Here is a 24591-nt window from a genome sequence, read left to right as displayed (position 1 = left end):
ATGTTAAACCTGCAGACTGACGATCAAATTTGGGTAAAAAATGTAATTGCCAAGCTAACGACCAAAATGGGCGTAGTGTGTGAAAGATCAGAAAACAAAATTCCTTACACCACAAGAAACGGCGAGCACGACAACCAGATCGAAAAAGATATCAATTGGTGGACGAATGGATTCTGGGGCGGCATGATGTGGCATATGTACCATGAAACCGGCGCTCAGAAGTACAAGGAAATCGCTAATTATACGGAAGATGCTTTGGATGCCTGTTTCCATCAATTCTACGGTCTACATCATGATGTCGGATTTATGTGGCTGCCAACGAGCGTGGCCAATTATAAAGTAACCGGAAATCTGGAATCCCGTAAAAGGGCAATGCATGCCGCCAATTTGCTTGCCGGACGGTTTAACCTAGAAGGCGGGTTTATCCGCGCTTGGAACGATGACACAGTCAGCGAAGATACGAGAGGTTGGGCAATCGTGGATTGCATGATGAATCTTCCGCTTCTGTATTGGGCGAGTGAAGAGACTAAAGATCCGCGATACGCGCAAATCGCAATGAAGCATGCGGACACCGCTCTTGATGCTTTTATCAGGCCGGACGGCTCTGTGAATCATATCGTGGAGTTCGACCCGTTTCATGGAGGCGTGGTCCGAACTTATGGCGGTCAAGGCTACGAGGAAGGCTCGTCCTGGACACGCGGGCAGACATGGGCCTTGTACGGCTTTATGATCAGTTACACGCATACGGGGAAGCAAGAGTATTTACAGGCAGCCAAACGGGTGGCGCATTATTTCATGGCTAATATTCCAGATAACGGCGTGATTCCGATCGATTTCCGGCAGCCGAAGGAGCCTGCTTACGAAGATTCTACGGCAGCGGCGATCGCAGCTTGCGGACTGATCGAAATCGCCAAGGTTGTCGGCGAGTACGAAAAGGATGTTTATCTGAACGCCGCGCTGAAGCTGCTGAAAACGTTGGATGGTTCTCTCTGTGACTGGACGACGGATTCTGATCATCTGTTGATCAAAGGCTCAGCAGCGTATCATCATCAAGACATTCATATTTCAATCATCTATGGCGATTATTATTTCATGGAGGCTATTTTCAAGCTAAAGGGGAACGACTTGTTCTTGTGGTAGTTGAGAAGCAATAAGTTTTACAAAAGCTGCCTAGGCCTAAGTGCCAGGCGGCTTTTGTATGTTTGCCGGAAGGACAGAGGGGAAGGCGAATCTTAGTGTCTTAGACACTGATTAGTTCCCTACACTACGGTGAGTCTTGCCTGTGCACTATACAGTCGTATATAGTTGGAACAGCAATGCTGAACGGTGCTAAGCTTAGTTAATGGTAAGAAGCTAGGAGGAGAGAGGTATGGGGATGACAGGAAAGTTGGATATACGTTATCAATGTCCTTCTGTGGAACAGTATTCAGCACTGAGAAAAGAAGCTGGACTGAGTGAAATGAGCGCGGAAGGCGCTGCGATAGGGCTGCCTCGTTCTATTTTTGCGGTAACCTTGTATGAGGAGAATACTCTAATCGGGATGGGAAGGGTGATTGGCGATGGGGGATGCTTTTTTCAGATCACGGATATCGCGGTTAAGCCTTCACATCAAGGACGCGGTTTAGGGAAAATGATTATGCGGGAAATCAGGGAGTTCCTTAATACCGTACCGGAAAAGGCTTATGTAAGTCTGATTGCAGATGGGGAAGCCTCGAAATTGTATGAACAATATGGCTTTGAATCGGTCATGCCACGTTCTCAGGGAATGTTTTTGCGCCCTTAATGCGAGCACAGCTGCTTAGTAGGGAGAGTGCCCCTTGTATTGGTTAAGGGGTTTTTCGTCTGGAAGCGAACTTGCGGGGATCTGATTTCGATAGGACCTCGTGGGATAAATAATGTTTAAAGGTTATAAGGGAAAAGCTATTGAGACGAGTATTAAAAATATAAATAAGTAGGAAGGCCGTACGCTGGCCTTACCCGGACAAAGTGAGGAAAAACAGATGGATGTTGTAGTATTGGGTGCATCAGGAACGATTGGAAAGGCGATTGTACAGGAGGCTTTAAAAAGAAAACACGAGGTAACAGCTGCGGTACGGAATCCAGAATCATTAACCCTTGAACATGAACGTCTGCACATCACGACTGTAGATGTTCTAGATCCTGCTTCAGTTGCAGCTGCGGTCCGTGGACATGAAGAGGTAATCAGTGCTTACGGTCCAGATCTCGGCCAAGAGAAGGATTTGATAACAGCAGCTAAGGCGATTGTTGAGGGGATGCAAGAAGCTGGGCTCAATCGACTGCTAGTTGTGGGTGGTGTAGGTAGTTTGAAGACTGAAACTGGAGAGCTGTTGATGGATACGGAAGATTTCCCAGCTGAGCTTAGACCACTAGCAGAGGCCCATGCGCAGGCTTATGAAATTTACAAAAACACAGAATTGGACTATACGTATGCCAGTCCTGCTGCAGTAGTTCAGTCAGGTCGACGTACAGGTCAATTCCGCATTGGACTCGACCGTCTCGTTTTTGATGAAAATGGCGAAAGCTTGATCAGTGTGAAGGATTTTGCAGTAGCTATGGTGGACGAGCTGGAGGAAGGGAATTTTAGCCGGGAGAGATTTACTGTAGCCTATTGATATTTTGCTTTAATTGGGGCATGTAAGCACGTGAAGCTTGCAGACATTGTGGAAGGCTGGCTAGGTTCTTGAAGAGATGCTGAATTGAAGTGTAGCGGAAAGGGGCCGAACATGTATCTGGTAACTGCTGAGCAAATGCGTCGTCTGGATGGTGAAACGATCCAGCGGCTGGGGATTCCAGCCATTGCGCTGATGGAGAATGCGGGGAGAGTCATCGCAGAGGAGATCATCGCGCTCTGCCGGCGGAGAGGTGAAGAGGGCTGCAGGAATGCATCTGAAGGAGACGACGCCGGGCTGAAGGATGCCGCGCTGGCTGGCGCGGCATTTCAGGTCAGCGCAGATCATGCGCTGACACTGGGCAATGCCGCCGCCGAGCGATGGTTCATCCTCGTCGGCAAGGGCAACAACGGCGGCGATGGCCTCGCCGCCGCACGATACCTTCGCGAGACGGGCATCGCCGTCACGCTCGTCTATGCGGTGCCGCCGGAGTTGCTCTCCGGCGAGGCCGCCCTGCAGCGCGATGCGGCTGCAGCAATGGACCTCCCTGCCGTGGTATACGGCAGGGATCGGCTGGACCTTGCCGAGTGCAGCGGCATCTTGGATGCGCTGCTCGGCACCGGCGCCGAGGGAGCCCCGCGCGGCGCCTATGCGGAGCTGATTGCCGCAGCGAATAGCAGCGGCAAAGTGATTGTGTCCGCGGACATCCCGAGTGGTCTGAACGCGGACACAGGGGAGACGCATGAGCCTTGCATTCATGCGTCGGTAACGGTATGCCTCGCGTTTCTCAAGCGAGGCCTCCTGCAATACCCCGGTGCAGGCGGAGCGGGGCATGTGAAGGTCCGGGCCATCGGTATTCCGACTTCTCTGGCCACTAACATTGGTGTGCAGGTTCACCTGCTGACACCGGAAGTGCTGCATGCCCATTTGGGTGTTGATCTGGCCCGCCGGCGTTCGCCTGAAGGCCATAAGGGTACTTATGGGCATGCACTTCTTGCCGCCGGCACCTTAAGAATGAGCGGTGCCGGATTGCTCTCTGCCCGTGCTGCGCTCCGGGCAGGCTGCGGATTGGTGACATGGGCGCTTACTCAGAAGCTGTTACCCTTCATCATCGGTTCTGCCCCTGAACTGATGTTAGCCGATGCTCGCGGCAATGAAGATGGAACATGGAATGCAGAGAGCATTTCAGAGCTACTAAAGCTGAGCAAAGAGCGAGATGTTCTTGCCGTTGGTCCTGGTCTTGGTCGATTCGAGGCCGATACAGAATGGCTTCGCAATCTCTGGGAAGGAACGGATTGTCCTCTGGTCATCGATGCGGATGCTTTGAATATATTAGCTGAGGCTGATTACAAGGGGTGGGCAAGTAGACGCCATCCTGTGATTCTGACGCCTCATCCAGGTGAGATGGCCCGACTGGCCAGCATAACAACGGCTGAGGTGCAGCGGGATCGAATCGGTTTGGCTTTGGGCTATGCGAAGGAGCATGGGGTTACGCTTGTATTAAAGGGAGCGCATACGGTTATAGCCACTCCTGAAGGGCAAGCTTATGTAAACACCACAGGCCATCCCGGCATGGGCACTGGTGGAGTCGGTGATGTGCTAACGGGCATGATTGCGGGCCTGCTGGCTCAAGGATTGAATGCTACGCAGGCAGCAGCTTTTGGTGTATATCTGCACGGATTAGCAGGGGAGAGAGCCGCCCGTCAGCGGAATAATCCAGCGGCTATTATTGCCGGTGATATCATAGAAGCGCTGTGAGTGCAGCCTATAACAGCAGTAAGCAGAGCAGTGGTAGAAATAGTGCAAACACAGGCAGTAACAGAGGGGATCGCTCTACGCCTAGTTGCGTCACACGCAGCAGTAATAGTCCCAAAATTCCTGCGAAACCCCAAAGCAGTAGCTCTGCACCTTGTTCTGCTGCTAGCCATAGACCTGCACCGAAACCTGCAGCTACGTATACAACAAGAGAAAGGACATGGGATGTGGAACGCAGGATGCGCAGCAGAACATCTGCTACTAGTGCGGCAGGTAGTCCATAAGCATAAATGGCATAGGGGATCGAAAGAGGCCAACCCTCAGGTACGCCATTATGTTGTGGAAACCCAAGCATAAGTAAGGAGATTAGGACGTACGTTAGCCCTGTGCAGGCTAATTTTGATAATGCGTACATGCCACTTGTTAAACGGATAGAAGGAATATCATAATCAGGTATCTTGTTCATAGGTATACATTCCTCTCAGGTTGTGTTGTGTATCGGTTGTGGGGATTCATCAGATTTTTTAGACCTGCCTGGCGATCTTGATGCTGTGAAGGGAAAGCAATAGGCTGCTCTTTACATACTGTTCGTTCCCCATAATAGGGGTAGGTGGGATTCATTTTTCTAATAACCTCCTCCTTGCCTTCTATCTTCCGTATATTTCTATGCATGCGCCCAGAAAAGCGTGCGCTGTCTTCGAGACATACCTATGCGAATAACCACTGAGAGGGAGGGTCTGAAAATGACTGATTGGCGAAATGTCGATTATTTGCGTCATGGAACTGCGGTTCAGAGAGAGGTCTTTAACCTTCTTACAGAACTGGATATTATGAGTTTGCTAACGGATTATAACCCTCTGTTGGTTGGTACAGTACCGCTTGGAATTCAGGTTAAAGGCAGCGATTTGGATATCATATGTGAGGTTCATGATCCTGTGGAGTTTCAGGCGCGAGGTAGTCGGTATTTTGGGGCCATGGATGGGTTTGTTAGCGTATCGCGAGTGGTCCAAGGCATCCCTCGAACGAAAATTAACTTTATGGTAAAGGGCTGGCCTATAGAACTGTTTGGACAGCCGAGGCGAACAGAGCTGCAGAATGGTTATTTGCATATGGTCATTGAAGCCGAGATTTTGGCCTTGATGGATGAGGATTTTCGTCAGCGAATAATCACAATGAAATCAAACGGGCAGAAGACAGAACCTGCCTTCGCGCAAGCGCTGGGATTAGAGGGTGATCCTTACGAAGCGCTGCTGGAGCTGGAGAAGCTTCCTCGGAGCGCTCTTTATGCTTTATGTCGTTCTGGGCATACTTATATCACAGCAAATGTTACGGTGAACTCCGACTGCTAGTGCAGTATACTATATAGGAATACGATAAATGCCTATTCTTGCAGGCAGGAGGTCTTTTATGCGTTTTAAGGATGTGTTTTCAATTATTGGTCCGGCAATGGTCGGTCCTTCAAGCTCGCATACCGCTGGAGCGGCCCGGATCGGGAGAGCTGCAAGGCAGGTGTTAGGTGAAATACCACGTGTGGCAGAAGTGACATTTTTCGGTTCTTTTGCAGCAACTTATCAGGGACATGGCACAGATCGAGCGATTGTTGGAGGGTTACTTGATTTCACCACCGATGATCATCGGCTTCCAGATTCCCTAGAACTGGCGGTAGAAGCCGGGATGGAAGTTTCTTTTAAGCAGGGAACGGGCTTGTTTCCACATCCCAACACGGTTAAGCTGCATCTTATCGGACAAGAAACCGGGAGCGAGCTGACGCTAACAGGGACATCTATTGGTGGTGGGAACATCGAGATTGTCGATATCGACGGTTTTGGGGTGAAGCTTACAGGGGTCTATCCGACGGTTCTGATTAACCATATGGATTATTTGGGTGTTCTGGCGAGTGTTACGGAAGTGATGCGTAACGGACAGTTTAATATAGGGCATATGTCTCTGGATCGTAAGAATCGCAGTGGTGCAGCCTTGACGGTGCTGGAGCTGGATGAAGCGGCTACCCCGGAGCTTATTAAAGCGCTTAAAGCGCTCACTGCTGTGAAATCTGTGAAGTTGGTTAATTTAAATGAAGGTAAGCAAGAAGAGAAGGGGAAGGAAAATTTAACATGAATTTTCAAACACTTAGCGAGCTGGCTGTATTGTGTGAGGAACGCGGTCTCACGATTGGAGCGCTTATGCTCGAAGAGCAAAGCGCGGAATCTGGACGTTCCAGTGAACATGAATTTTCCACGATGCGTGAATATTATGGCGTGATGAAAGAGGCTGTTCATCGCGGGATGAATGAAGATACCACTTCGCGCAGCGGCCTCACAGGAATGGATGCTCAGCGTGTAGGAGCATATAACGCAGCTGATGAGCCGTGCCTAGGTGGACCTGCAGGTCAAGCTATGGCCTACGCGCTGGCTGTATCCGAAGTGAACGCCTCTATGGGCCGGATCATTGCAACCCCTACTGCTGGTTCATGCGGGATTATTCCGGGTGTATTCCTTAGCTGTCAGGAACGGTTTGGCTGGGATGATGACTATATGGTATCCGGATTGTTCGCTGCCGGGGCCATCGGTTATGTCATTGCCAATAACTCGTTTGTATCGGGCGCGGAAGGTGGCTGTCAAGCTGAGGTAGGTTCTGCCATTGGGATGGCCGCAGGTGCTTTAACCGAGCTGCGCGGTGGAACGCCTGCACAAGCAGTGCATGCTGTCGGGCTAGCACTTAAGAACACTTTAGGTCTGATTTGTGATCCGGTTGGAGGACTCGTAGAGATTCCTTGTATCGTTAGAAATGGATTCGGTGCAGTTACCGCACTCGCTGCCGCAGATATGGCACTGGCTGGTGTTCGTAGTGTGATTCCTTCAGATGAAGTCATCAAGGTCATGCTTGAGGTAGGCTCAGCTATGCCAGAGAAACACCGCGAGACCGCAGGAGGCGGTTTAGCACAGACACCTACCGGTCGTAAAATCATGCAGGATTTACGCAAAAAGAAGTAATTCATAACCCTTGAATCACAATTCGTAATATTAGAGCAAATTGAAACGTTCCAGCTGTTCCCATTGTCCTTCTTGCCGAAGGATTTCTGCCTGTCTAGGTCCAATGAGGTCAAAATGGGGAAACGAAGAACGATTATGAATATATTGGGCAGGCAATCCATTCTCCTCGCACCAATGTTTCAGTGTAGTAAGATCACTACAGCCCACCTTGGTGACGGTAGTGATGCCAGGAAAACGAGGATCCAGCCAATAATGAGTCAAGAAGGCGATCTCTCCTGCGGAGACCGCTTTTTTCCACCGGGTTAATTCTTCTCTGTTGATGCCGAAGGCCATAACGTCTCATCCTTATCTATTGTAGTTGACAACATTATAACCCATGAAAGGGGATAGCATCATGAATGGACAAGTAAGAGCGGATATTCGTCCTGGGCTTGAAGTGGATATTGTGCTTAAGCAGGATCAGCCTACAGGTAAGCTAACACACGGTACGGTGAAAGATATTCTCACGAATTCGCCTAGGCATCCGCATGGTATTAAGGTTCGTTTGACTAGCGGACAGGTAGGTCGAGTTAAGAACATTACAGGGAACTAAATAGATTTTATGTCTCCATATTAATAAGCGACCCTAATCTCAAGGCAGCTGTTCACTTGAACAGAACAGCCTGCCGAGATTAGGGTGTTTTGGTTTGGGATGCTACATTCGGCCCATGAAATCCTCAACAGATCGATCGGCTTTGGTCTGATTACATAGCGTGCAAGCGCAGACGCAATTATCTGGCGTTGTATGACCACCTTTAGCACGAGGTAGGAGATGATCAATAGTGTCTCCATAAGCGCCGCAGAAGTAGCAGGTATAGTTGTCTCTGGCTAATATATAAGCGCGAAAATCCTTATTGCTATACAATCTTCGGATGGTTCGACGGTTCACAACAATAGCAGCATGTTCCCTGACTAGCGTAGTCGCAAGCTCTTGATCAATCTCCTGATGCCAACGATGTCCCTTATCGCTATGGCCGCGCATTAGAATCATCCCTTTGGCGGAAGGAATTAATTGAGTTGGATCTTCAGGATTTAGTTTCGATCCTTGGGAATGTGGATGTTTTTTTCGCTGCTCCAAACCTCGCACGCGGCGATTCGGAGTGGATTGTTCTATCGCTGTGGACTTTATATTTAGTGTTTCTCGTTGTTTTCGACATTCACGACAGGCACCACGGCGTGACTGCCCTTTGGAACGTTTGCCTGTACGTTTGCGAAATTCAGAGAGCGGCTTCTGCTTGTGGCAATAAGCACACTGTTTGGTAGATTGAAGGTCGGTATCGTTCATAGGTATGTTAGGTGCAGCGCATGTGTACGCATGTCCTGTCTCCTTGTTTTTTAAAATATAAGAAACTATAAGTTTCACACCTAGTATAACGTAAAGCGCAGTCGTTCACATCGTAAGTCAAAAAAGTGAAAATACAGCAATATGTGTGATATGCGTCTCGGTAATGAAAAGGGGAAACTTGTAAAATTGAAAGGAAGGGCAAATTCATTATGTAAATAAGATTGCTCTAATTCTTATATGGAAATGGGGTAGTGAAATGGAATCAAGCAAGGGAAGGCCGGCTACAGTAACATGGCTTTATATTCTACATATATTTTTGGGGGTTGGAGCTTTAGCAGGAGGCGGGGCTATGGTCATAGATCCTAGTGGTGACCTGATACACATACCAACATCTATGCTGGTAAGATCGCCATTTTCAGATTTTTTAATTCCGGGTATTTTACTGCTGATCGTATTCGGTATACTGCCCCTGATTGTTGTTTATGGTCTGATCAAGAGACCTCAGTGGCACTTGGTGGAACTATTAAATCCTTTTAAGAAATTACATAGCTTCTGGGCTTTGTCTCTGTATATCGGGTTTGGGCAAATCATTTGGATAACGGTGCAGACGTACATGCTGAATAGTGTTGCAATTGTACATCTGGTCTATATAAGCCTAGGGCTCTTGATTCAAGCCGTTACACTGCTGCCCTCTGTACAATGTTACTTTTCGCTGGACGGCGGTACTGAAAGACGTTAAAATGGCAGTGAACAAAAGGCATTTCATTTGTCAGGGCAAGGAGTGAGCCGAATTGACAACGATATACGATATTGCCAAAAGAACCGGTTACTCTCCGACAACGGTATCCAAGGCGTTTAATAATTATTCGGATGTACGAGAGAAGACTCGCCAGGAAATATTTCGGGTTGCCCAAGAAATGGGGTATTTACCGAACTCACATGCCCGTACACTGACTACTAAGAAATCATGGACCATCGGTGTGCTGTTCGTAGAGAATACGGGATTTGGTATTCGCCATCCCTTTTTTAGTGCTGTGATCGAGAGCTTTAAGAAGGTTGCTGTGGAAAAGGGTTATGCCCTCATGTTTATCTCAAAAGATGTCGGAGGCAAGCAAAGTGGTTATTTAGAGAATTGTAGGATACGTGGCGTAGATGGCGTTGTTGTCTTCTTGTCCGATTATGAGGATCCGTATTTCCGTGAGCTGCTTGAGAGTAATATCCCTACGGTTATTGTGGATTTTGAGACATCGGAGTCGCATACGGTATGCTCGGATAATACAGCTGGAGCACAGCTAGCCGTGGAGTATCTAGCTTCTTTGGGTCATCGTAAGATTGCCCATATATCTGGAGGCATGAACACATTTCCAGGTAAAATGCGGGAGCTGGGTTATATGTCCGCTATGAAGCAGCGTGGGCTTAAAGTGCCCAAGTCCTATGTTGTAAACGGAGCTTTTTATTCTCGAGAAAGCGGCTATAACGCGATGCTGGAGCTTCTTAAGCTGCCTGAACGTCCAACCGCCGTCTTTGCTTCGGGTGACTTATTAGCCTTAGGGGCTATTATGGCAGCCAAAGATAGTGGACTTTCCGTACCAACGGATATTTCAGTTATGGGTTACGATGACATCGATCTTGCCGAATATGTTACACCTGGATTAACAACGATTCGTCAGGATACGGAGCTTCTTGGAAGCCGAGCGGCAGACATTCTTTTAGCTTCAATTGAAGGGAAAGAGCTAGGGAATGAAGCAATTTTAGTTCCGGTGGAATTAGTCGAACGGGAATCCTGTGCGCCTCTGACTAGTGGAGATTAGACTGTGTATTAAAATTCAGAATAAATCTTGACGAATTGAAAAGAGTCCTGATAAAGTAAAGGACATTATAACTCTTATAAATGCTCTTTCAATTTCTTTCGAAAGAACATTTTTTTTCGAAACAATCGAAACCGGTTTCGATTGTTTCGATTTGGCTCATCCCTCCGAATCCATAACACCCGGAAGATGATCCACAATACTTCATGTCTTATGTTTCTCGCTACACGCTTACCGTCCTAGTAAGGACGCCGAAGGCGTTTATGCTTGGTAAGAAAACAATTCAGAGGAGATGGATGAAATGGCAAAGGTTCAAACTGTGGTAACTGCAAAAGATACAGGGGAACGCTTAACTCCGAAAGATGCAATTGTTTTTAGCGCAAGAGTAGAAGCTGGATCTGCCGATGTGGAGCTTAAGCCCGAGCAGGAGTTTCAAAAGATGATTGGTTTTGGTGGCGCTTTCACAGAAGCTGCAGCTTACACCTTGTCACGTCTGAGCACCGAGAAACGGGCAGAGGTTATTCATCGCTACTTCCATCCTGTAGAGGGATTAGGCTATAGCATGGGCCGTGTTCATATTCACAGCTGTGATTTTGCTCTCGGAAATTATACGTATGTTGCTGATCATGATACAGAGCTAGCTACGTTTGATATCTCACATGATCACAAGTGGGTACTTCCGCTGATTAAAGATGCCATGCAGGTAAGAGGCGGTCCTTTCACGATGCTGGCTTCGCCTTGGAGCCCTCCGGCATGGATGAAAACAAACGGTGAAATGAATAACGGTGGATCTCTTAAAACCGGAATACGCAGAAGTTTGGGCCCGCTACTACACAAAGTTCATTGAAGCTTATGGAAAAGAGGGAGTACCGATCTGGGCGGTTTCCGTGCAGAATGAGCCGGCTGCCGTTCAGGTCTGGGATTCATGTATTTATAGTGCAGAAGAGGAACGGGATTTTGTTAAAAATCATCTTGGACCGGTGATGAATCAGACCGGCCATTCGGATGTGAACATTGTAATCTGGGATCATAACCGCGATATTATGGTCGAACGTGCTTCGACAGTATTATCTGATCCTGAAGCAGCAAAGTATGTGTGGGGTACAGGTATTCACTGGTATGGAGGCGAGGAGTTCGACAAGGTAGAAAAGGTACATGATCTATTTCCTGACAAGCATTTACTGTTTACAGAGGGCTGCCAAGAGGGCGGCGTGAAGCTGGGTGAATGGTTTACGGGCGAACGTTACGGCAGAAATATGATTGGGGATCTCAATGCGTGGACAGAAGGGTACCTGGACTGGAACCTGGTACTCGATGAGACTGGGGGTCCCAATCATGTAGGCAATCTCTGCGATGCGCCGATCATAGCAGATACAACAACTGACGAAGTGCACTATAACAGCTCTTATTATTACATCGGGCATTTTAGTAAATTCATTGCGCCGGGTGCGGTACGGATTGGATTTACATCTGAAGCAGAAGGGGTCCTGACAACAGCATTCCGTAACCCTGACGGTAGCATTGCTGTTGTACTGATGAATGAAAGTGAAGAAGTGCGCAGTGTAACGCTAGGTCTAGGTGAAGAGATTGCAAGCTGCGAGCTATCGCCTCATTCCATCGTAACGCATCTGATTTCATAAATAATCTACAACTTAGGAGGGCGTATGCATGAGCAACTATTATTTCGAATCAGGTAAATTTGTAATGGAGCAATTTGACGAAGGAAAGCCTTTTTCCAGTTTCCTACCGGGTCTTGCCGGACTGAAGGGCATTCCGATGTGGACTTTTTATGTGAACCGGGGTCAGGCCATTTGCAGCTTTGGGATACGTGATAAGAACTCGCCGATTATGGAATTTTCTCCCGCAAATATCTCTTATAAGAACGTAGGGACGACCGGTTTCAGAACCTTTATCAAAATTAAAGGCGAGCAAGAGATTTATGAACCGTTTCAATCTGCACGTCCTGATCCTGCTGCTAAGCGGATTATGACCATTTTGCCTAATGGACTTACCATTGAAGAAAGCCATGCTGGGCATGGTCTCAAGACGACCGTACATTACTTTCATCTGCCTAATGACGATTATGCCGCATTGGTACGGCGGGTAGAGATTGAGAACATCGGCGGCAAAGAGATTGAGCTGGAGCTGATGGATGGTCTGCCAGAGATCTTGCCTTATGGCGTAGAGAACAGTGGCTACAAGGAAATAGGCAACCTGCTGCGCAGCTGGATGGACGTATACAATTTGGAGAATGGCATTCCATTCTATAAGCTGCGTTCCAGCACCAATGATAGTGCGCAGGTTAGTGAAATTACGAATGGACATTTCTATCTTTCGTTTACTGGAGAAGGAGAAAAAATCTCGCCAATCGTCGATTTCGAGCTAGTCTTCGGTGGCAACACCTCTCTTACTTACCCAGACCACTTTGCAGGATTAACCCTGTCGGAACTTGGCGAGCTTCCACAATATCCGGTTAACAAGGTTCCGTGCGGTTTTAGCGGAGTGGCAAGACGTTTGGTGCCAGGCAGCAGTCTGATTCTGAACACACTGGTTGGGCATGTAAATGACATTGATAAAATCAATAAGAAGGCTGAACATTTATGCCGTGATGAATACATTAAAGCCAAATCTCAGGAGGCCACTGGTCTGACTGAAGAGTTGACGGAAGACATTGCTACTCACACTTCATCAGCTGTATTTGATGCTTACTGCCGTCAGTCCTATCTCGATAACTTCCTGCGCGGAGGCTATCCTTTTGTCTTCGACAATGGTGGTGATGGTTTTATAGTTCACTTATACTCGCGTAAACATGGTGATTTAGAGCGTGACTATAACTTCTTCTCACTCGCCCCAGAATATTATTCACAGGGGAACGGAAACTTCCGCGATATGAATCAGAATCGGCGGAATGATGTGTTTTTTAATCCGAAGGTGGGTAGCTTCAACATCAAAATGTTCTATAGCTTGATTCAGGCGGATGGTTACAACCCACTGAGTGTACAAGGAACAACCTTTGAAGTGAAGCCGGATAGTAAGGCCCAAGCTGCAGAATGGATCGGAGAAGCTGCGGCAGATCATCATGCTGAGCTTGTAAAGCTGTGCAGCAGTCGGTTCACACCGGGTAGCTTAGTGAATTACATTGCGGATCATAACGTTACTTTGAAGGTAAGCGAGCAACAATTTTTATCAGGTCTTCTAGCCTTGTCACAGCAAAATATTGAGGCAGCTTTTGGTGAAGGCTTCTGGTCTGATCACTGGACGTATAATCTGGATCTAGTAGTCGGGTATTTGGATATCTTCCCTGACAAAAAGCAGGAGCTTCTATTTGGGGATAACACTTATGCGTTCTATGACAGCCCAGCGTATGTGCTGCCACGCAGTGAGAAATATGTAATCAGTGACGGAAAGGCTCGGCAATATGGCGCACTCCTTGAGGATGAGGAGAAGCTGCATAAGCTGAAATGGAAAGCTGGAGACACCCATTGGCTGCGTACCGAAGGCGGTCAGGGTACCATTTACCACGCCAATCTGTTCGTGAAGATGTTATCTCTTGCCTTGAATAAATTTGCTACACTTGACCCTTACGGCATGGGTGTGGAGATGGAAGGCAATAAGCCAGGCTGGAACGATGCTATGAATGGACTGCCAGGCTTGTTCGGCTCCGGAATGAGTGAGACCTTTGAGCTGAAACGTACCGTAGTCTTTTTGTTAGATGCTCTGAACGGCAAAGAGAATGCCCAAGGAGCTGTAGATCTGCCTGAAGAAATTGTACAGCTGCTTGAAGAGGTATATCACGCGGTAACGGCAGTCCTTTCGGGGGAACTGGAACAATTCAAGTATTGGGACACTGTAGCTTCGGCACGTGAGGCGTATAGAGCACGTATTCGTTTCGGCATTACTGGGGCTGAATCCGAAGTAACACTAGAGTACATTCGTGAAGCCCTCTCGAAGTTCTTGGTCAAAATCGATGAGGGAATTAACAAGGCTGTAGAACTTGGTAACGGACTTACCCCAACTTATTTCCGCTTTGAGGCGAAGAAATTCCAGCAGGTAACAGATGCTGAAGGTCAACCGGTACTTAGCGGATATGGCCTGCCAAAAGCTGTGGTAGAGGCGTTTGAGGTATATGCATTGCCATATTTCCTTGAGGGACCTACTCGCCTGTTGAAGACGCTGAAAAGTCCGGCACAGGCCAAGGAAATCTACAATTTGATTAAACAAACAGAGCTATATGATCCGACTACGTCGATGTATCAAACCTCGGTGAGTCTGGATGGAGAGTCTCATGAGATCGGACGAATGAGAGCCTTTACGCCAGGCTGGTTAGAGCGGGAGTCCAACTTCCTGCATATGTCCTACAAATATTTACTTGAGCTTCTGAAAGGCGGACTTTATGAGGAGTTCTACGGGGAGCTTAAGACATCGCTAGTCCCATTCCTTGATCCAGCGGTCTATGGACGTAGTACACTGGAGAATTCATCTTTTATTGCAACTGGAGGCAATCCTGATCCGGGCAATCACGGTAGAGGGTTCGTTGCAAGACTTAGTGGATCGACAGCTGAATTCCTCAGTATGTGGAGAACGATGATGGCGGGAAGCCATATTTTCAGAGTAGAAGATGGACAGCTTACGTTATCTTTGGATCCGGTTCTACCAGGCTGGCTATTTGATGAACAAGGCAATCTTTCTTTCACATTCCTAGGAGGCACGGAAGTAACCTATTTGAACCCACAACGTGAGAATACGTTTGGTGAGAAGAAGGTTGTTATTCAGAGCATGACGCTCGTCTATCACGATGGAACGGTGACCGAAATTGCTGGAGCACTCGTTCGTGGTGAAGAGGCAGAGGCTCTGCGGCGTGGAGAGATCAAGCAAATTCGAGCGATAATGGCATAGTAAATAAGGGGGGGCCTAGGCCCTCCCTTATTTTTTTTCTCCAAATATAAGGATAAACGCGTACCACCCGAAAAATGGAGCCTATAACCCGAAATTCAAAGCCTTACGGAGACAGGCAAAAGCAAATACAATAAATACATAGATATTGTAAGCGCTTCAGAAAAAGAAAAAGAAAAAGATATGTAGCCTGGAGGTCCAGAGGATGGAGAACAAAAAAAGCATGGAAGTAAGCCCAGGTATGAAACCGATAATTCCTGGCAATTTCGAAACCGGTAAAGTAAATCGTAACTCGCTGTGGAGGAGATTTATTGCCCAGCGTCATCTACAGACCATGGCTCTACTAGGTGTAGCCTGGATGATCATCTTTAACTACATTCCAATGTATGGAATTATTATTGCCTTCAAGGAGTTCAACATCGTCAAATCTATTTCGGAGGCTCCATGGGTAGGACTTGCGCATTTCAAAGAGTTCCTGCAAGATGACAGTCTGGTCAATGTGATTAAGAATACGCTCGGGATCAGCTTGTTCAAGCTCATCATCGGTTTTCCACTGCCGATTATATTCGCCCTATTCCTAAACGAGGTACGTTCGGTGAGATTCAAAAAGTGGATTCAGACGATTTCGTATTTACCTCACTTTCTCTCATGGGTTGTACTCGGCGGTATTCTAGCTACATGGCTTGCGGATATAGGGATTATCAATAACATCTTGTTAGCGCTAAATATCATTGATCAACCGATTACGTATTTGGCTGAGCCTAGCTACTTCTGGACGATTGTCATTTCATCTGATATTTGGAAGGAGCTTGGATGGTCAGCGATCATATATCTAGCAGCAATCTCTGGTGTATCTCCTGAAATGTATGAGGCCGCGACGATTGATGGTGCTGGACGATTCCAGAAGATGTGGTTCGTTACGCTGCCGGCCATTAAATCGACGATCAGCATTCTCTTCATTCTTGCAGTCAGTGGTGTGCTAAGCTCCAACTTCGATCAGATCTTGGTGTTACGTAACTCGTTGAATGATAGTGCAAGTAATGTAATCGATTACTATGTGTACTACACAGGGATTCTCTCAGGCCGCTTCTCATACTCGACTGCGGTTGGACTATTGAAATCGATTATTGCTCTAATCTTGCTGCTGATAGCTAACCAAGTGTCTAAAAAAATCAACGATACATCATTGTTCTAGGATAAGGAGGACCTACACATGTTTGCTCTCAAGCGCAAAACGAAGGGCGAGGCCCTATTCGATATCGTCAACAACATCGTCATGCTGTGTATTTGTTTCATAACGCTTTATCCGATCTGGTACGTACTCGTCAATGCCTTTAATGAAGGTACGGATGCCATGCGAGGTGGTATTTACTGGTGGCCGCGGGTGTTCAGCTTAGGGAACTTCAAAGCAGTGTTCGATAGTCCTGGCATTATGCAGGCGATGTGGATCACAGTTGCCAAAACAGCAATCGGCACAGTCCTGCATGTATTTTTCACAGCGATGGTAGCTTATGCATTTTCTCGTAAAGGCCTGATTGGTGGAAAGTTTTACATGCTTATGGGTACGGTTACGCTCTTCTTCGCCGGAGGGTTGATCCCGAGCTTCTTGCTTATCAGAGACCTTCAGTTACTAGATAATTTCTTAGTGTATATCATTCCTGCGATGTTTAGCTTCTTCGATCTTATTATCTTCATGACCTTCTTCCGAGAGATTCCTGAAGGACTGGAGGAAGCGGCCCGGATTGATGGGGCTAATGATTGGTCCATCTTCCTGCGGATTGTGCTTCCAGTGTCTATGCCTGTTATTGCAACCATCGCGCTGTTCCACGGCGTGTTCCAATGGAATGATTATTTTACAGGTATGATCTACATCAATAATACAGATCTACAGCCCATTCAGACGTATCTGTTCCGCGTTGTAGCACAGTCTAGCTCGACTCAAATGATGGTCGCTGCACAAGGTAGTGGCATGACAAGAAGTGTAACGTCACAGTCGATTAAGCTGGCGACGATGGTGGTTACTACACTTCCTATCGTATTCGTGTATCCGTTCTTACAACGCTACTTTGTTAAAGGAATGATGATTGGCTCCATTAAGGGCTGATCCTTAAGTAAAGGTAACTCCTCCAGCGGCTCATCTCTATGAGCTCTGGGGTTGAGCTTATAACTAATAATTATAGAAAAGGGGTAAATAATATGGGTATGAAAACCAAGCCAAGAACAGTGATGGCTCTACTTCTCGCAGCGGTTATGACATTGTCGGTTGCAGGCTGCTCCAGTGGGAATAGCGCTAATGGAAATTCGGATGGCGCTAAAGAAACGAACACGGGGGCGAAGACAGAAACACCTGTTACCTTGTCAGCTGATGAGCCCGGTTGGAAGGTTGACACTTCTCCGATCACGTTTGACTGGTACCTGAATTTCTCATGGTTCCCTAATAAATGGGGCGTGGACCCTACTTCTCAATATGTAACTAAGAAAACCGGCGTTGATATTAATTTCATCGTTCCGGCTGGTAACGAGAATGAGAAACTGAACACACTCATTGCCTCTGGTAAATTGCCTGATTTCATTACATTGGGCTTCTATGAAGATGCAATTAAGAAAATAATCGAAGGCGATCTTGCGTTGCCTCTGAACAAGCTTGCTGATGAATATGATCCTTATTTCTACAAAGTATCCGATAAAGATAAGCTGAATTGGTACACTCAAGAAGATGGTAATGTGTATGGCTATCCTAACTCTTCTTCCTCTCCTGCCGACTATGAGAAATATGGAGAAAACTACGTATCCAACCAAGTATTCGCTGTTCGCAAGGATATGTATGAAGCGATTGGAAGTCCCGATATGCGCACACCAGAAGGTTTTTTGAATGCGCTTAAGTTAGCTAAAGAGAAATTTCCTGACGTAAATGGACAGCCGCTTATCCCACTTGGCCTGCATGAGTTTGGTGTGAACGGTAATGATTCACTGGAAGGTTATCTTCAGAACTTCCTGGCGATTCCTAGAGAAAAAGATGGTCAGGTATATGCACGTGAAACTGATCCTGAATATATCCGCTGGATGAAGACGCTTCGTCAAGCGAATCAGGATGGACTGCTTTCTAAAGATATCTTTATTGATAAACGTCCACAAATGGAAGAGAAAATCGCTCAAGGTCGTTATTTCGCAATGCTCTACCAACGTACAGACTTTGCAGCGCAGCTAGGTACGATTTACCAACAAGATCCTAGCAAAACTTATATTGCTGTTGATGGTCCTTCGAATACGAACTTGGATCAACCGACCCTTGATGGCCCTGCTATCGCTGGTTGGACGGTAACACTGATCTCCAAAGATGTAAAGGATAAAGCTCGCGCTATTCGCTTCCTAAGCTATTTGAACAGTGAAGAAGGCAACAAAGACTTGTTCTTGGGTGAAAAGGGTGTCAGCTATGAAACGATTGATGGCAAAGACCAATTTAAGCCTGAAGTATTTGATCTAATGAATAAGGATCGTTCGGCGTTTGATAAGCAATACGGATCATCGTTCACCTACTGGATGATGCAAAACACGAATATCACGGACCAATGGGCTCCTAAATCAGTAGAGCCTTTCAAACAATTAGAAGATTGGACGAGAGGAAAAGCGACTAGTACTTCAACGTTCCAACAGATAGATCCTACAGGTAACTCCCCTGAAGGCATCATTGCTACAAAGCTGAAAGAACTGCGTGGGAAGACGATTCCTAAGCTGCTCATGGCGTCTTCAGATGCTGAATTCGATACCATATGGAGTGAGTATTTAGCGAAGCAGAAGGATTTAGGCGTAGATAAATTCCAAGCTTACCAGCAGAAAAAGTACGAAGAGAATAAAGTGAAGCTCTCCCAATAAGAAGAAACGGCTTTGCGTCCTTTTAGGGACGGTACCCGTATCTTTAAAAAATAACCTAAAAGCCCGCTGATTGCGGGTTTTTGGGTTATTTCAAACAATAATAAGGTATAGTTAATCATGTTAAGTATTCACGATATTAGCGAGGTGAACGTGGAAGAAGTGAAGAGTGTGAATATGCGCGAACGCAGCAGAGAAATATGGCATTCCTTCTTGTATTGGTGGGGGCGCAGGTCGCTGCAGAGTCGTTTGATTGCTGCTTATGTTTTTATTATTATTGGCCCGTGCTTGCTGGTGTCCGTCTATTTTTATGAGTCTATCAATAATACCTATTTCCGAGATGCTGTTGAGAAAAATGAATATTTGCTGCAAATGGAAAAATTGCATATCCACAATCAAATTGAAGCGATGGAACGGGCAGCGCAGATGGCATATTCTGACTCGGATGTGAGAGATTTTCTTGCGAATGAGACTGAGCCGATGCTTGAAGATTTGATTGATTTTAATACAAATGCTTATGTGAATATGACCCGTATTCAATTCAATAACCCGAATATCGAGCATCTACGATTGTATTCGAAAAGCGAAACGATGCATGAAATTTGGCCGATTCTATTTCGCGAAGAGCGAGTGTCCTCCGAGCCGTGGTACCAGAAAGCGCTGCAGCTAAAGGGACAGGAGTATTGGTCTTTTCAAAAGAGTGATCCTGATCTGATGCAGAGATACTTGGGTGCACCGACTGAGAGTCTGCCGAAGGTTTCTTTACTACGTGAGATGAGTCGTCCTGCTGACAATCATATTGGGATGGTTCAAGTAGATATGCTGTTGAAACGCTTTACGCCAAAGACATATACCGATGTGCGGGATAACCAGACACAAATGTTCCTAGTAGATGGTGAACTGCAGCTATTTACTCGACCAGACCAATCTTTTCTACAGGACAACAAGGAGATGGCCAGTGTTATTGCTGATCGGTATAAGACTTTTCGGGCAACAGGGGAATGGGACAGCGAATATTCGGAGAATGGCCAATCGTTCTTACTGATTAACACCCCCTTGGATCGTATTGATGCGTATCTGTTAAATGTGGTCTCGATGGAAGGTGTTATGAAGGATATCTCCCGTACACGAAACTTCATAATTGGGGCTAATATCGGGTTTATTGTTTTGCTTACGTTGATCGCTTATGTGATGAATGCATTTATTCTAAAAAATCTACGCAGATTGACCGAAACGATGAAAAGCGTGCGCAGAGGTGAAGCGTATACTGGAATTACGATTCGGGGTGGAGGAGAAGTCGGTGAGCTTGCCCATCATTTCTCTAAGCTAATGAATACAATTAATACGTTGGTCGCTCAGGCTGTGAGCAAGCAGGCATTGTCCAAAGAGGCCGAGCTGCGTACGCTGCATAACCAAATTGACGCCCATTTTTTGTATAACACGCTTGAAAATATTAAAATGCTCGCTGAAATTGAGAATCAACGAACGATATCAGATGCACTAACTTCACTCGGTGGGATGATGCGTTATAATTTCAAATGGTCCGGAGAGTATGTGAAGCTACGGGATGAAGTCCGCCATATTGAGAATTATATTGAAGTGATGAATATTCGTTTTGAGTATCCAGTTAAGCTTGTGCTTCATATAGAACCTCGATATTTAGAGCTGGAGGTGCTGAAAATGTCACTGCAGCCTATTGTAGAGAACAGTGTTAAGCATGCTTGGTGCGGCGAGAAAGAGAATTTACAGGACCCGAACATTCATATTCATATTTCGGAAACGGAAGGTGATATTTTCATAGAGCTTCGTGATAATGGCATTGGTCTAACCCCAGAGCGTCTGGTTGCTTTAAATGAGGCGATTTATGCTAAGGATGAACGTTGTGACAGCCCTTCTGAACAGAGGGAGGCAAACCGGAGAGCAGGTGGCATAGGACTGCGGAATGTACACCAGCGTCTGCAAATCTTTTATGGTGAAGAATACGGGCTTGTAGTACAGAGTGAGGCAGGAAGCTGGACGACGGTACGGTTGACCTTGCCGAAAGTTCTTTTGACGGGAGAAAAACAACTATGAAGAAACTACTGATCGTTGATGATGAGAAAAATATCCGTTACGGCCTGAAGACCATGATTGAAAGGGAATTTCCGTCCGCTTATACCATCACAATGGCGAGCAACGGCGCAGAGGCGCTCGAGGTATATAAGACAGACGGTGCAGATATTATGATTACGGATATTCGTATGCCGGTGATGGATGGAATTACGCTTTTGGAGCGGTTATCTGTGGAGGTAAGGGGCGAGAATAGTCCAGCAGTGGTGATCTTAAGTGGGCATGATGATTTCGAATATGCCAAATGCGCAATCCGCTATCGAGTGAAGGATTATCTACTTAAGCCGATTCGCCGTGATGAGCTGTTCGAAATTTTAAAGCAAATCCATAAGGAACAGGAAGAACAGGAGTTCAGCGCCAAAAAATTGGAGCGGGAAACAGAGCATTTTCGCAAAGAGCTACGCTCCAGTCGTTTGCGGGAGCTGCTGCAGCAGCAGGAGGTTCAGTTAGAGCGAGAGCAGCAAGAGGAACTAAAGGGTTTGGAGGTTCCTTTTACAGTTGGTGTGCTGAATTACTATTATAATGATGGCACTCGGATGAAATCGGGAGAAGTCCAAGGACTAGCCGAACGGATGATAGGGACGCTAGAGAATTATTTTATGGAAATTACAACGGACTGGGATTGTAGATTAGTGTTGATTGGAAGCAAGAAAGAGGATTTTATTGAGCTATCCAGACAAGCTGAAGCCAGAGATATAACAGGATTATTGATCGGGATCAGCAGTGAGGGACACGGTCTAAATGATCTGCGCTCCTGTTATAAGGAAGCGTGCCGTGCACTGCAGTATACTTTTTTATATCCGCAAGCTGACTTTTTGGATTATGAGGATGTTAGCCAAGAACGACGTGATTTTCCTTTGCCGAAGGAGGAGCTTCGCAAGCTGCTCAATATGCTTGGGACAGAACGTGAGAAGGAAATCAAGTGCCTGCTGTCCGTTATTTTTCAGACGGAGCATTTGAAGGAGCTGGACTTGTCTTATCTCGAGAGTGTGGGGCAGAGTATCAATGAGCAGGTACTGGATGAAGTATTTCGGGTGTATGGCGAAGCCTCGGTTGAGGTGCTAAAGCTATATCGTACGGTTGGTAATATGTATAACTATCGTCATTTCCACGATTATTATCGTGCGCTTGAGAATCTGCTCCTCAGTGTGAATGATTACATTCTAGGGGTACGCTATGCTCATACGGAGCATGCGGATATGGAGGAAGCACTGATTTATATTGAAACGAACTACGCTCGTCCACTAAATATGGCTATGGTTAGTAACCATGTGTCTTTGAATTATTCTTATTTTAGCGAAGCCTTCAAGGCATACACCGGTGAGAATTTCGTCATTTATCTCAAAAAAGTACGCATCCGTCACGCTAAAGAACTGCTGGCAAAAGGCTGTATCAAGCTTGCTGGAGTCTCGGAAAAAGTAGGCTTTGAGAACAGTAAGCAATTTGCCCGTGTGTTCAAAGAGTTGGAAGGGATCTCTCCAGGGGATTATAGAGCCAAAATACTGTCTGAAGATTTGACGTAAGCGGCAGGATAAGTAGCTTAGTATAAATATCATTGCATCGTTTGTAGCCGTTGGGACTATTAAGGGTGTCGTTAGAAGTGATCCTCCTATATAATGGCAGTGTGAAGCTTTGCTGTTTAGCTACAAGAGTTTGGAGGAATGAAGGGTGGAAGAAATTCAAGGTAATTTGATTACAGTTCAGACGTTGGCAGACAATTTTCGGCGACTGGGTGTACAGGCGGGAACGACGATTCTTCTACATTCGTCCTTTAAATCACTAGGTCAATGGGTGGCAGGTGGGCCGGTAGCCGTTATTTTGGCGCTTGAGGAGGTTCTTGGAGAATCAGGCACACTTGTGATGCCGACGCATTCCAGCGATCTGACGGACCCTGCTGGCTGGAGTAACCCACCGGTTCCCGAGTCGTGGTGGCAAAGTATTCGTGAGCAGATGCCGGCTTATGATCCAGATCTGACCCCACTGAGAGGGATGGGAATTATTCCGGATTGCTTCCGTAAACAAAAAGGGGTAAAGCGCAGTGAGCATCCCATTCATTCATTTGCAGCTTGGGGCAAGCATAGAGATGAGATTATGTATGGTCACTCTCTCGAATACGGTTTGGGGGAAGACTCTCCACTAGCTCGTATTTATGATCTGGGTGGGAGTGTTCTGCTGCTAGGCGTAGGGAATCTAAATAATACTTCATTACATCTTGCTGAATGCCGCGCCTTCTATGAAGGAAAGAAGGAAGTTATTGGCGGGGCACCTATGATGGTGGATGGTCATAGGCAGTGGGTGGAATTCAAGGAGTTGGATTGGAACTCTGACGATTTCGTTGAGCTGGCTGAGCAATTCGGGCAAGAGACAGGGCTTATTACATATGGTCACATCGCCTCAGCTACAGCGCAATTGATTCCTCAGCGTGAAATCGTTGACTATGCGGTGAACTGGATGGAGCGAAACAGGAAGTAGACGATCTCTGGATTTGGGATTAGGAGGAGAAGCAACGGATGAGTAAGACAACGATATATTTAACGCGGCATGGTCAGACGGAATGGAATGTGCAGAATCGTATGCAAGGTCATATGGATTCTGCGCTGACGACGCTTGGCGTACAACAGGCGGAATGGCTGAGCAGGGGAATGCAGGCTAAAAAGCTTGATGTCATTTACGCAAGCCCCAGCCCAAGGGCGCTGCGGACAGCTGAAATTATTCGCGGAGAACGGGATGTTCCGCTGAAGACCTCTGATGCTTTCAAAGAAATTGGCATGGGCGTATGGGAAGGCCAAGATTCTGCTGAGCTAGTAGCTCAGTATTCTGAGCAGCATCGTTTCTTCTGGGAAGATCCTGGTCAGTTTAAAGTGGAAGGCAGTGAGACCTTCGCAGAGGTACAGGCACGTGCGCTGGAGAAGCTACAGGAAATTATTACTGAGCATCAGGGTGAGACTGTTCTTATCGTATCGCATACGGTAGTAATTAAGCTCTTGATGGCTTATTTTGAAAGTAGAGAGTTGCCTAAGCTGTGGGATCTGCCGTACATTTATCCAACCTGCTTATCCAGAATCGATTTTACGGATGGCGTGCCGGAGATTCTGCTGCATGGGGACACAAGTCATTATGAAGAGAATGAGGCTGGGATGGAATCGTAGGGTGTAATATAAAAAAGAGGCGGTTCCTCGAGTGCATTATGCACTCCTAGGAACCGCCTT

General features: G+C 46.6%; 23 protein-coding genes. 20 read left to right on the top strand and 3 right to left on the bottom strand.

Translation table 11 applies throughout. The annotated features are described in order from the left end of the window. From NSS67_RS00180 to NSS67_RS00165, 4 genes are all read left to right on the top strand, one after another. Positions 1-1140, top strand: a complete 1140-nt coding sequence (locus tag NSS67_RS00180; RefSeq protein ID WP_339317786.1) for a glycoside hydrolase family 88 protein — start codon at positions 1-3, stop codon at positions 1138-1140. Positions 1141-1375: 235 nt separating this feature from the next. After that, positions 1376-1783: a GNAT family N-acetyltransferase gene (locus NSS67_RS00175; RefSeq protein ID WP_339320453.1), complete on the top strand. Its 408-nt coding sequence runs from the start codon at positions 1376-1378 to the stop codon at positions 1781-1783. 217 nt (positions 1784-2000) lie between these two features. After that, positions 2001-2633 carry an NAD(P)H-binding protein gene (locus NSS67_RS00170; RefSeq protein ID WP_339317785.1) on the top strand — a complete coding sequence of 211 codons (633 nt, stop codon included), beginning with the start codon at positions 2001-2003 and terminating at the stop codon, positions 2631-2633. Positions 2634-2744: 111 nt separating this feature from the next. Beyond that, positions 2745-4388, top strand: coding sequence for an NAD(P)H-hydrate dehydratase (locus tag NSS67_RS00165; RefSeq protein ID WP_339317784.1), 1644 nt, complete (start codon positions 2745-2747; stop codon positions 4386-4388). 7 nt (positions 4389-4395) lie between these two features. Here NSS67_RS00165 and NSS67_RS00160 read toward each other — a convergent pair whose 3' ends face one another. Then, entirely contained in the window at positions 4396-4851 is a 456-nt protein-coding gene (locus NSS67_RS00160; RefSeq protein WP_339317783.1) for a hypothetical protein, read from the bottom strand. 277 nt (positions 4852-5128) lie between these two features. Between NSS67_RS00160 and NSS67_RS00155 the strand changes: the two genes are divergently transcribed. The 3 genes from NSS67_RS00155 to sdaAA are packed head-to-tail and all read left to right on the top strand — an operon-like array spanning position 5129 to position 7378. After that, complete coding sequence (locus NSS67_RS00155; RefSeq protein ID WP_339317782.1) at positions 5129-5734, top strand: DUF4269 domain-containing protein; 606 nt, start codon at positions 5129-5131, stop codon at positions 5732-5734. A gap of 58 nt (positions 5735-5792) precedes the next feature. Next, positions 5793-6503, top strand: coding sequence for an L-serine ammonia-lyase, iron-sulfur-dependent subunit beta (gene sdaAB, locus NSS67_RS00150; RefSeq protein WP_339317781.1), 711 nt, complete (start codon positions 5793-5795; stop codon positions 6501-6503). Beyond that, entirely contained in the window at positions 6500-7378 is an 879-nt protein-coding gene (gene sdaAA, locus NSS67_RS00145) for an L-serine ammonia-lyase, iron-sulfur-dependent, subunit alpha (protein WP_339317780.1), read from the top strand. The genes sdaAB and sdaAA overlap by 4 nt, the downstream gene beginning before the upstream one ends. A gap of 30 nt (positions 7379-7408) precedes the next feature. Here the strand turns inward: sdaAA and NSS67_RS00140 are convergent, their stop codons facing one another. After that, complete coding sequence (locus NSS67_RS00140; RefSeq protein ID WP_339317779.1) at positions 7409-7711, bottom strand: hypothetical protein; 303 nt, start codon at positions 7709-7711, stop codon at positions 7409-7411. 61 nt (positions 7712-7772) lie between these two features. Here NSS67_RS00140 and NSS67_RS00135 point away from each other — a divergent pair, with 61 nt between their 5' ends. Continuing rightward, on the top strand, positions 7773-7970 hold the full coding sequence (locus NSS67_RS00135; protein WP_042184438.1) for a YwbE family protein: 198 nt from the start codon (positions 7773-7775) through the stop codon (positions 7968-7970). A 102-nt stretch (positions 7971-8072) separates the two neighbouring features. On the opposite strand, the gene NSS67_RS00130 is transcribed toward NSS67_RS00135, so the two are convergent. Next, positions 8073-8702 (bottom strand): HNH endonuclease signature motif containing protein, encoded by a 630-nt coding sequence (locus NSS67_RS00130; protein WP_339317778.1) that lies wholly within the window; start codon positions 8700-8702, stop codon positions 8073-8075. Positions 8703-9051: 349 nt separating this feature from the next. Here NSS67_RS00130 and NSS67_RS00125 point away from each other — a divergent pair, with 349 nt between their 5' ends. The 12 genes from NSS67_RS00125 (at position 9052) to NSS67_RS00070 (ending at position 24531) form a co-directional block, all read left to right on the top strand. Beyond that, a complete protein-coding gene (locus tag NSS67_RS00125; RefSeq protein ID WP_339317777.1) occupies positions 9052-9441 on the top strand; it encodes a hypothetical protein in 390 nt (129 codons plus the stop codon). Between the two features lie 52 nt (positions 9442-9493). Continuing rightward, positions 9494-10513: a LacI family DNA-binding transcriptional regulator gene (locus tag NSS67_RS00120; protein ID WP_339317776.1), complete on the top strand. Its 1020-nt coding sequence runs from the start codon at positions 9494-9496 to the stop codon at positions 10511-10513. Positions 10514-10811: 298 nt separating this feature from the next. After that, positions 10812-11357 (top strand): hypothetical protein, encoded by a 546-nt coding sequence (locus tag NSS67_RS00115; RefSeq protein ID WP_339317775.1) that lies wholly within the window; start codon positions 10812-10814, stop codon positions 11355-11357. Continuing rightward, positions 11296-12150, top strand: coding sequence for a glycoside hydrolase family 30 protein (locus tag NSS67_RS00110; RefSeq protein WP_339317774.1), 855 nt, complete (start codon positions 11296-11298; stop codon positions 12148-12150). The genes NSS67_RS00115 and NSS67_RS00110 overlap by 62 nt, the downstream gene beginning before the upstream one ends. A gap of 28 nt (positions 12151-12178) precedes the next feature. Next, on the top strand, positions 12179-15406 hold the full coding sequence (locus tag NSS67_RS00105) for a cellobiose phosphorylase (protein WP_339317773.1): 3228 nt from the start codon (positions 12179-12181) through the stop codon (positions 15404-15406). A gap of 202 nt (positions 15407-15608) precedes the next feature. Next, entirely contained in the window at positions 15609-16598 is a 990-nt protein-coding gene (locus tag NSS67_RS00100) for an ABC transporter permease subunit (RefSeq protein ID WP_339317772.1), read from the top strand. Positions 16599-16616: 18 nt separating this feature from the next. Further along, on the top strand, positions 16617-17507 hold the full coding sequence (locus NSS67_RS00095; protein ID WP_339317771.1) for a carbohydrate ABC transporter permease: 891 nt from the start codon (positions 16617-16619) through the stop codon (positions 17505-17507). A gap of 92 nt (positions 17508-17599) precedes the next feature. After that, positions 17600-19276: an extracellular solute-binding protein gene (locus tag NSS67_RS00090; protein WP_339317770.1), complete on the top strand. Its 1677-nt coding sequence runs from the start codon at positions 17600-17602 to the stop codon at positions 19274-19276. A 117-nt stretch (positions 19277-19393) separates the two neighbouring features. Continuing rightward, on the top strand, positions 19394-21346 hold the full coding sequence (locus NSS67_RS00085) for a histidine kinase (protein ID WP_339317769.1): 1953 nt from the start codon (positions 19394-19396) through the stop codon (positions 21344-21346). Then, a complete protein-coding gene (locus NSS67_RS00080) occupies positions 21343-22905 on the top strand; it encodes a response regulator (protein ID WP_339317768.1) in 1563 nt (520 codons plus the stop codon). Before NSS67_RS00085 ends, NSS67_RS00080 begins: the two co-directional genes overlap by 4 nt. Before the next feature lie 145 nt (positions 22906-23050). Beyond that, positions 23051-23854, top strand: a complete 804-nt coding sequence (locus NSS67_RS00075) for an AAC(3) family N-acetyltransferase (RefSeq protein WP_339317767.1) — start codon at positions 23051-23053, stop codon at positions 23852-23854. 38 nt (positions 23855-23892) lie between these two features. Next, a complete protein-coding gene (locus NSS67_RS00070; RefSeq protein WP_339317766.1) occupies positions 23893-24531 on the top strand; it encodes a histidine phosphatase family protein in 639 nt (212 codons plus the stop codon). Positions 24532-24591: the final 60 nt, after the last annotated feature.

The organism is Paenibacillus sp. FSL R10-2734 (assembly GCF_037963865.1).
Taxonomy (GTDB): domain Bacteria; phylum Bacillota; class Bacilli; order Paenibacillales; family Paenibacillaceae; genus Paenibacillus_AQ.
Note: the sequence above shows the minus strand (reverse complement) of the source record. Positions and strands in the feature narration are given on the sequence as shown.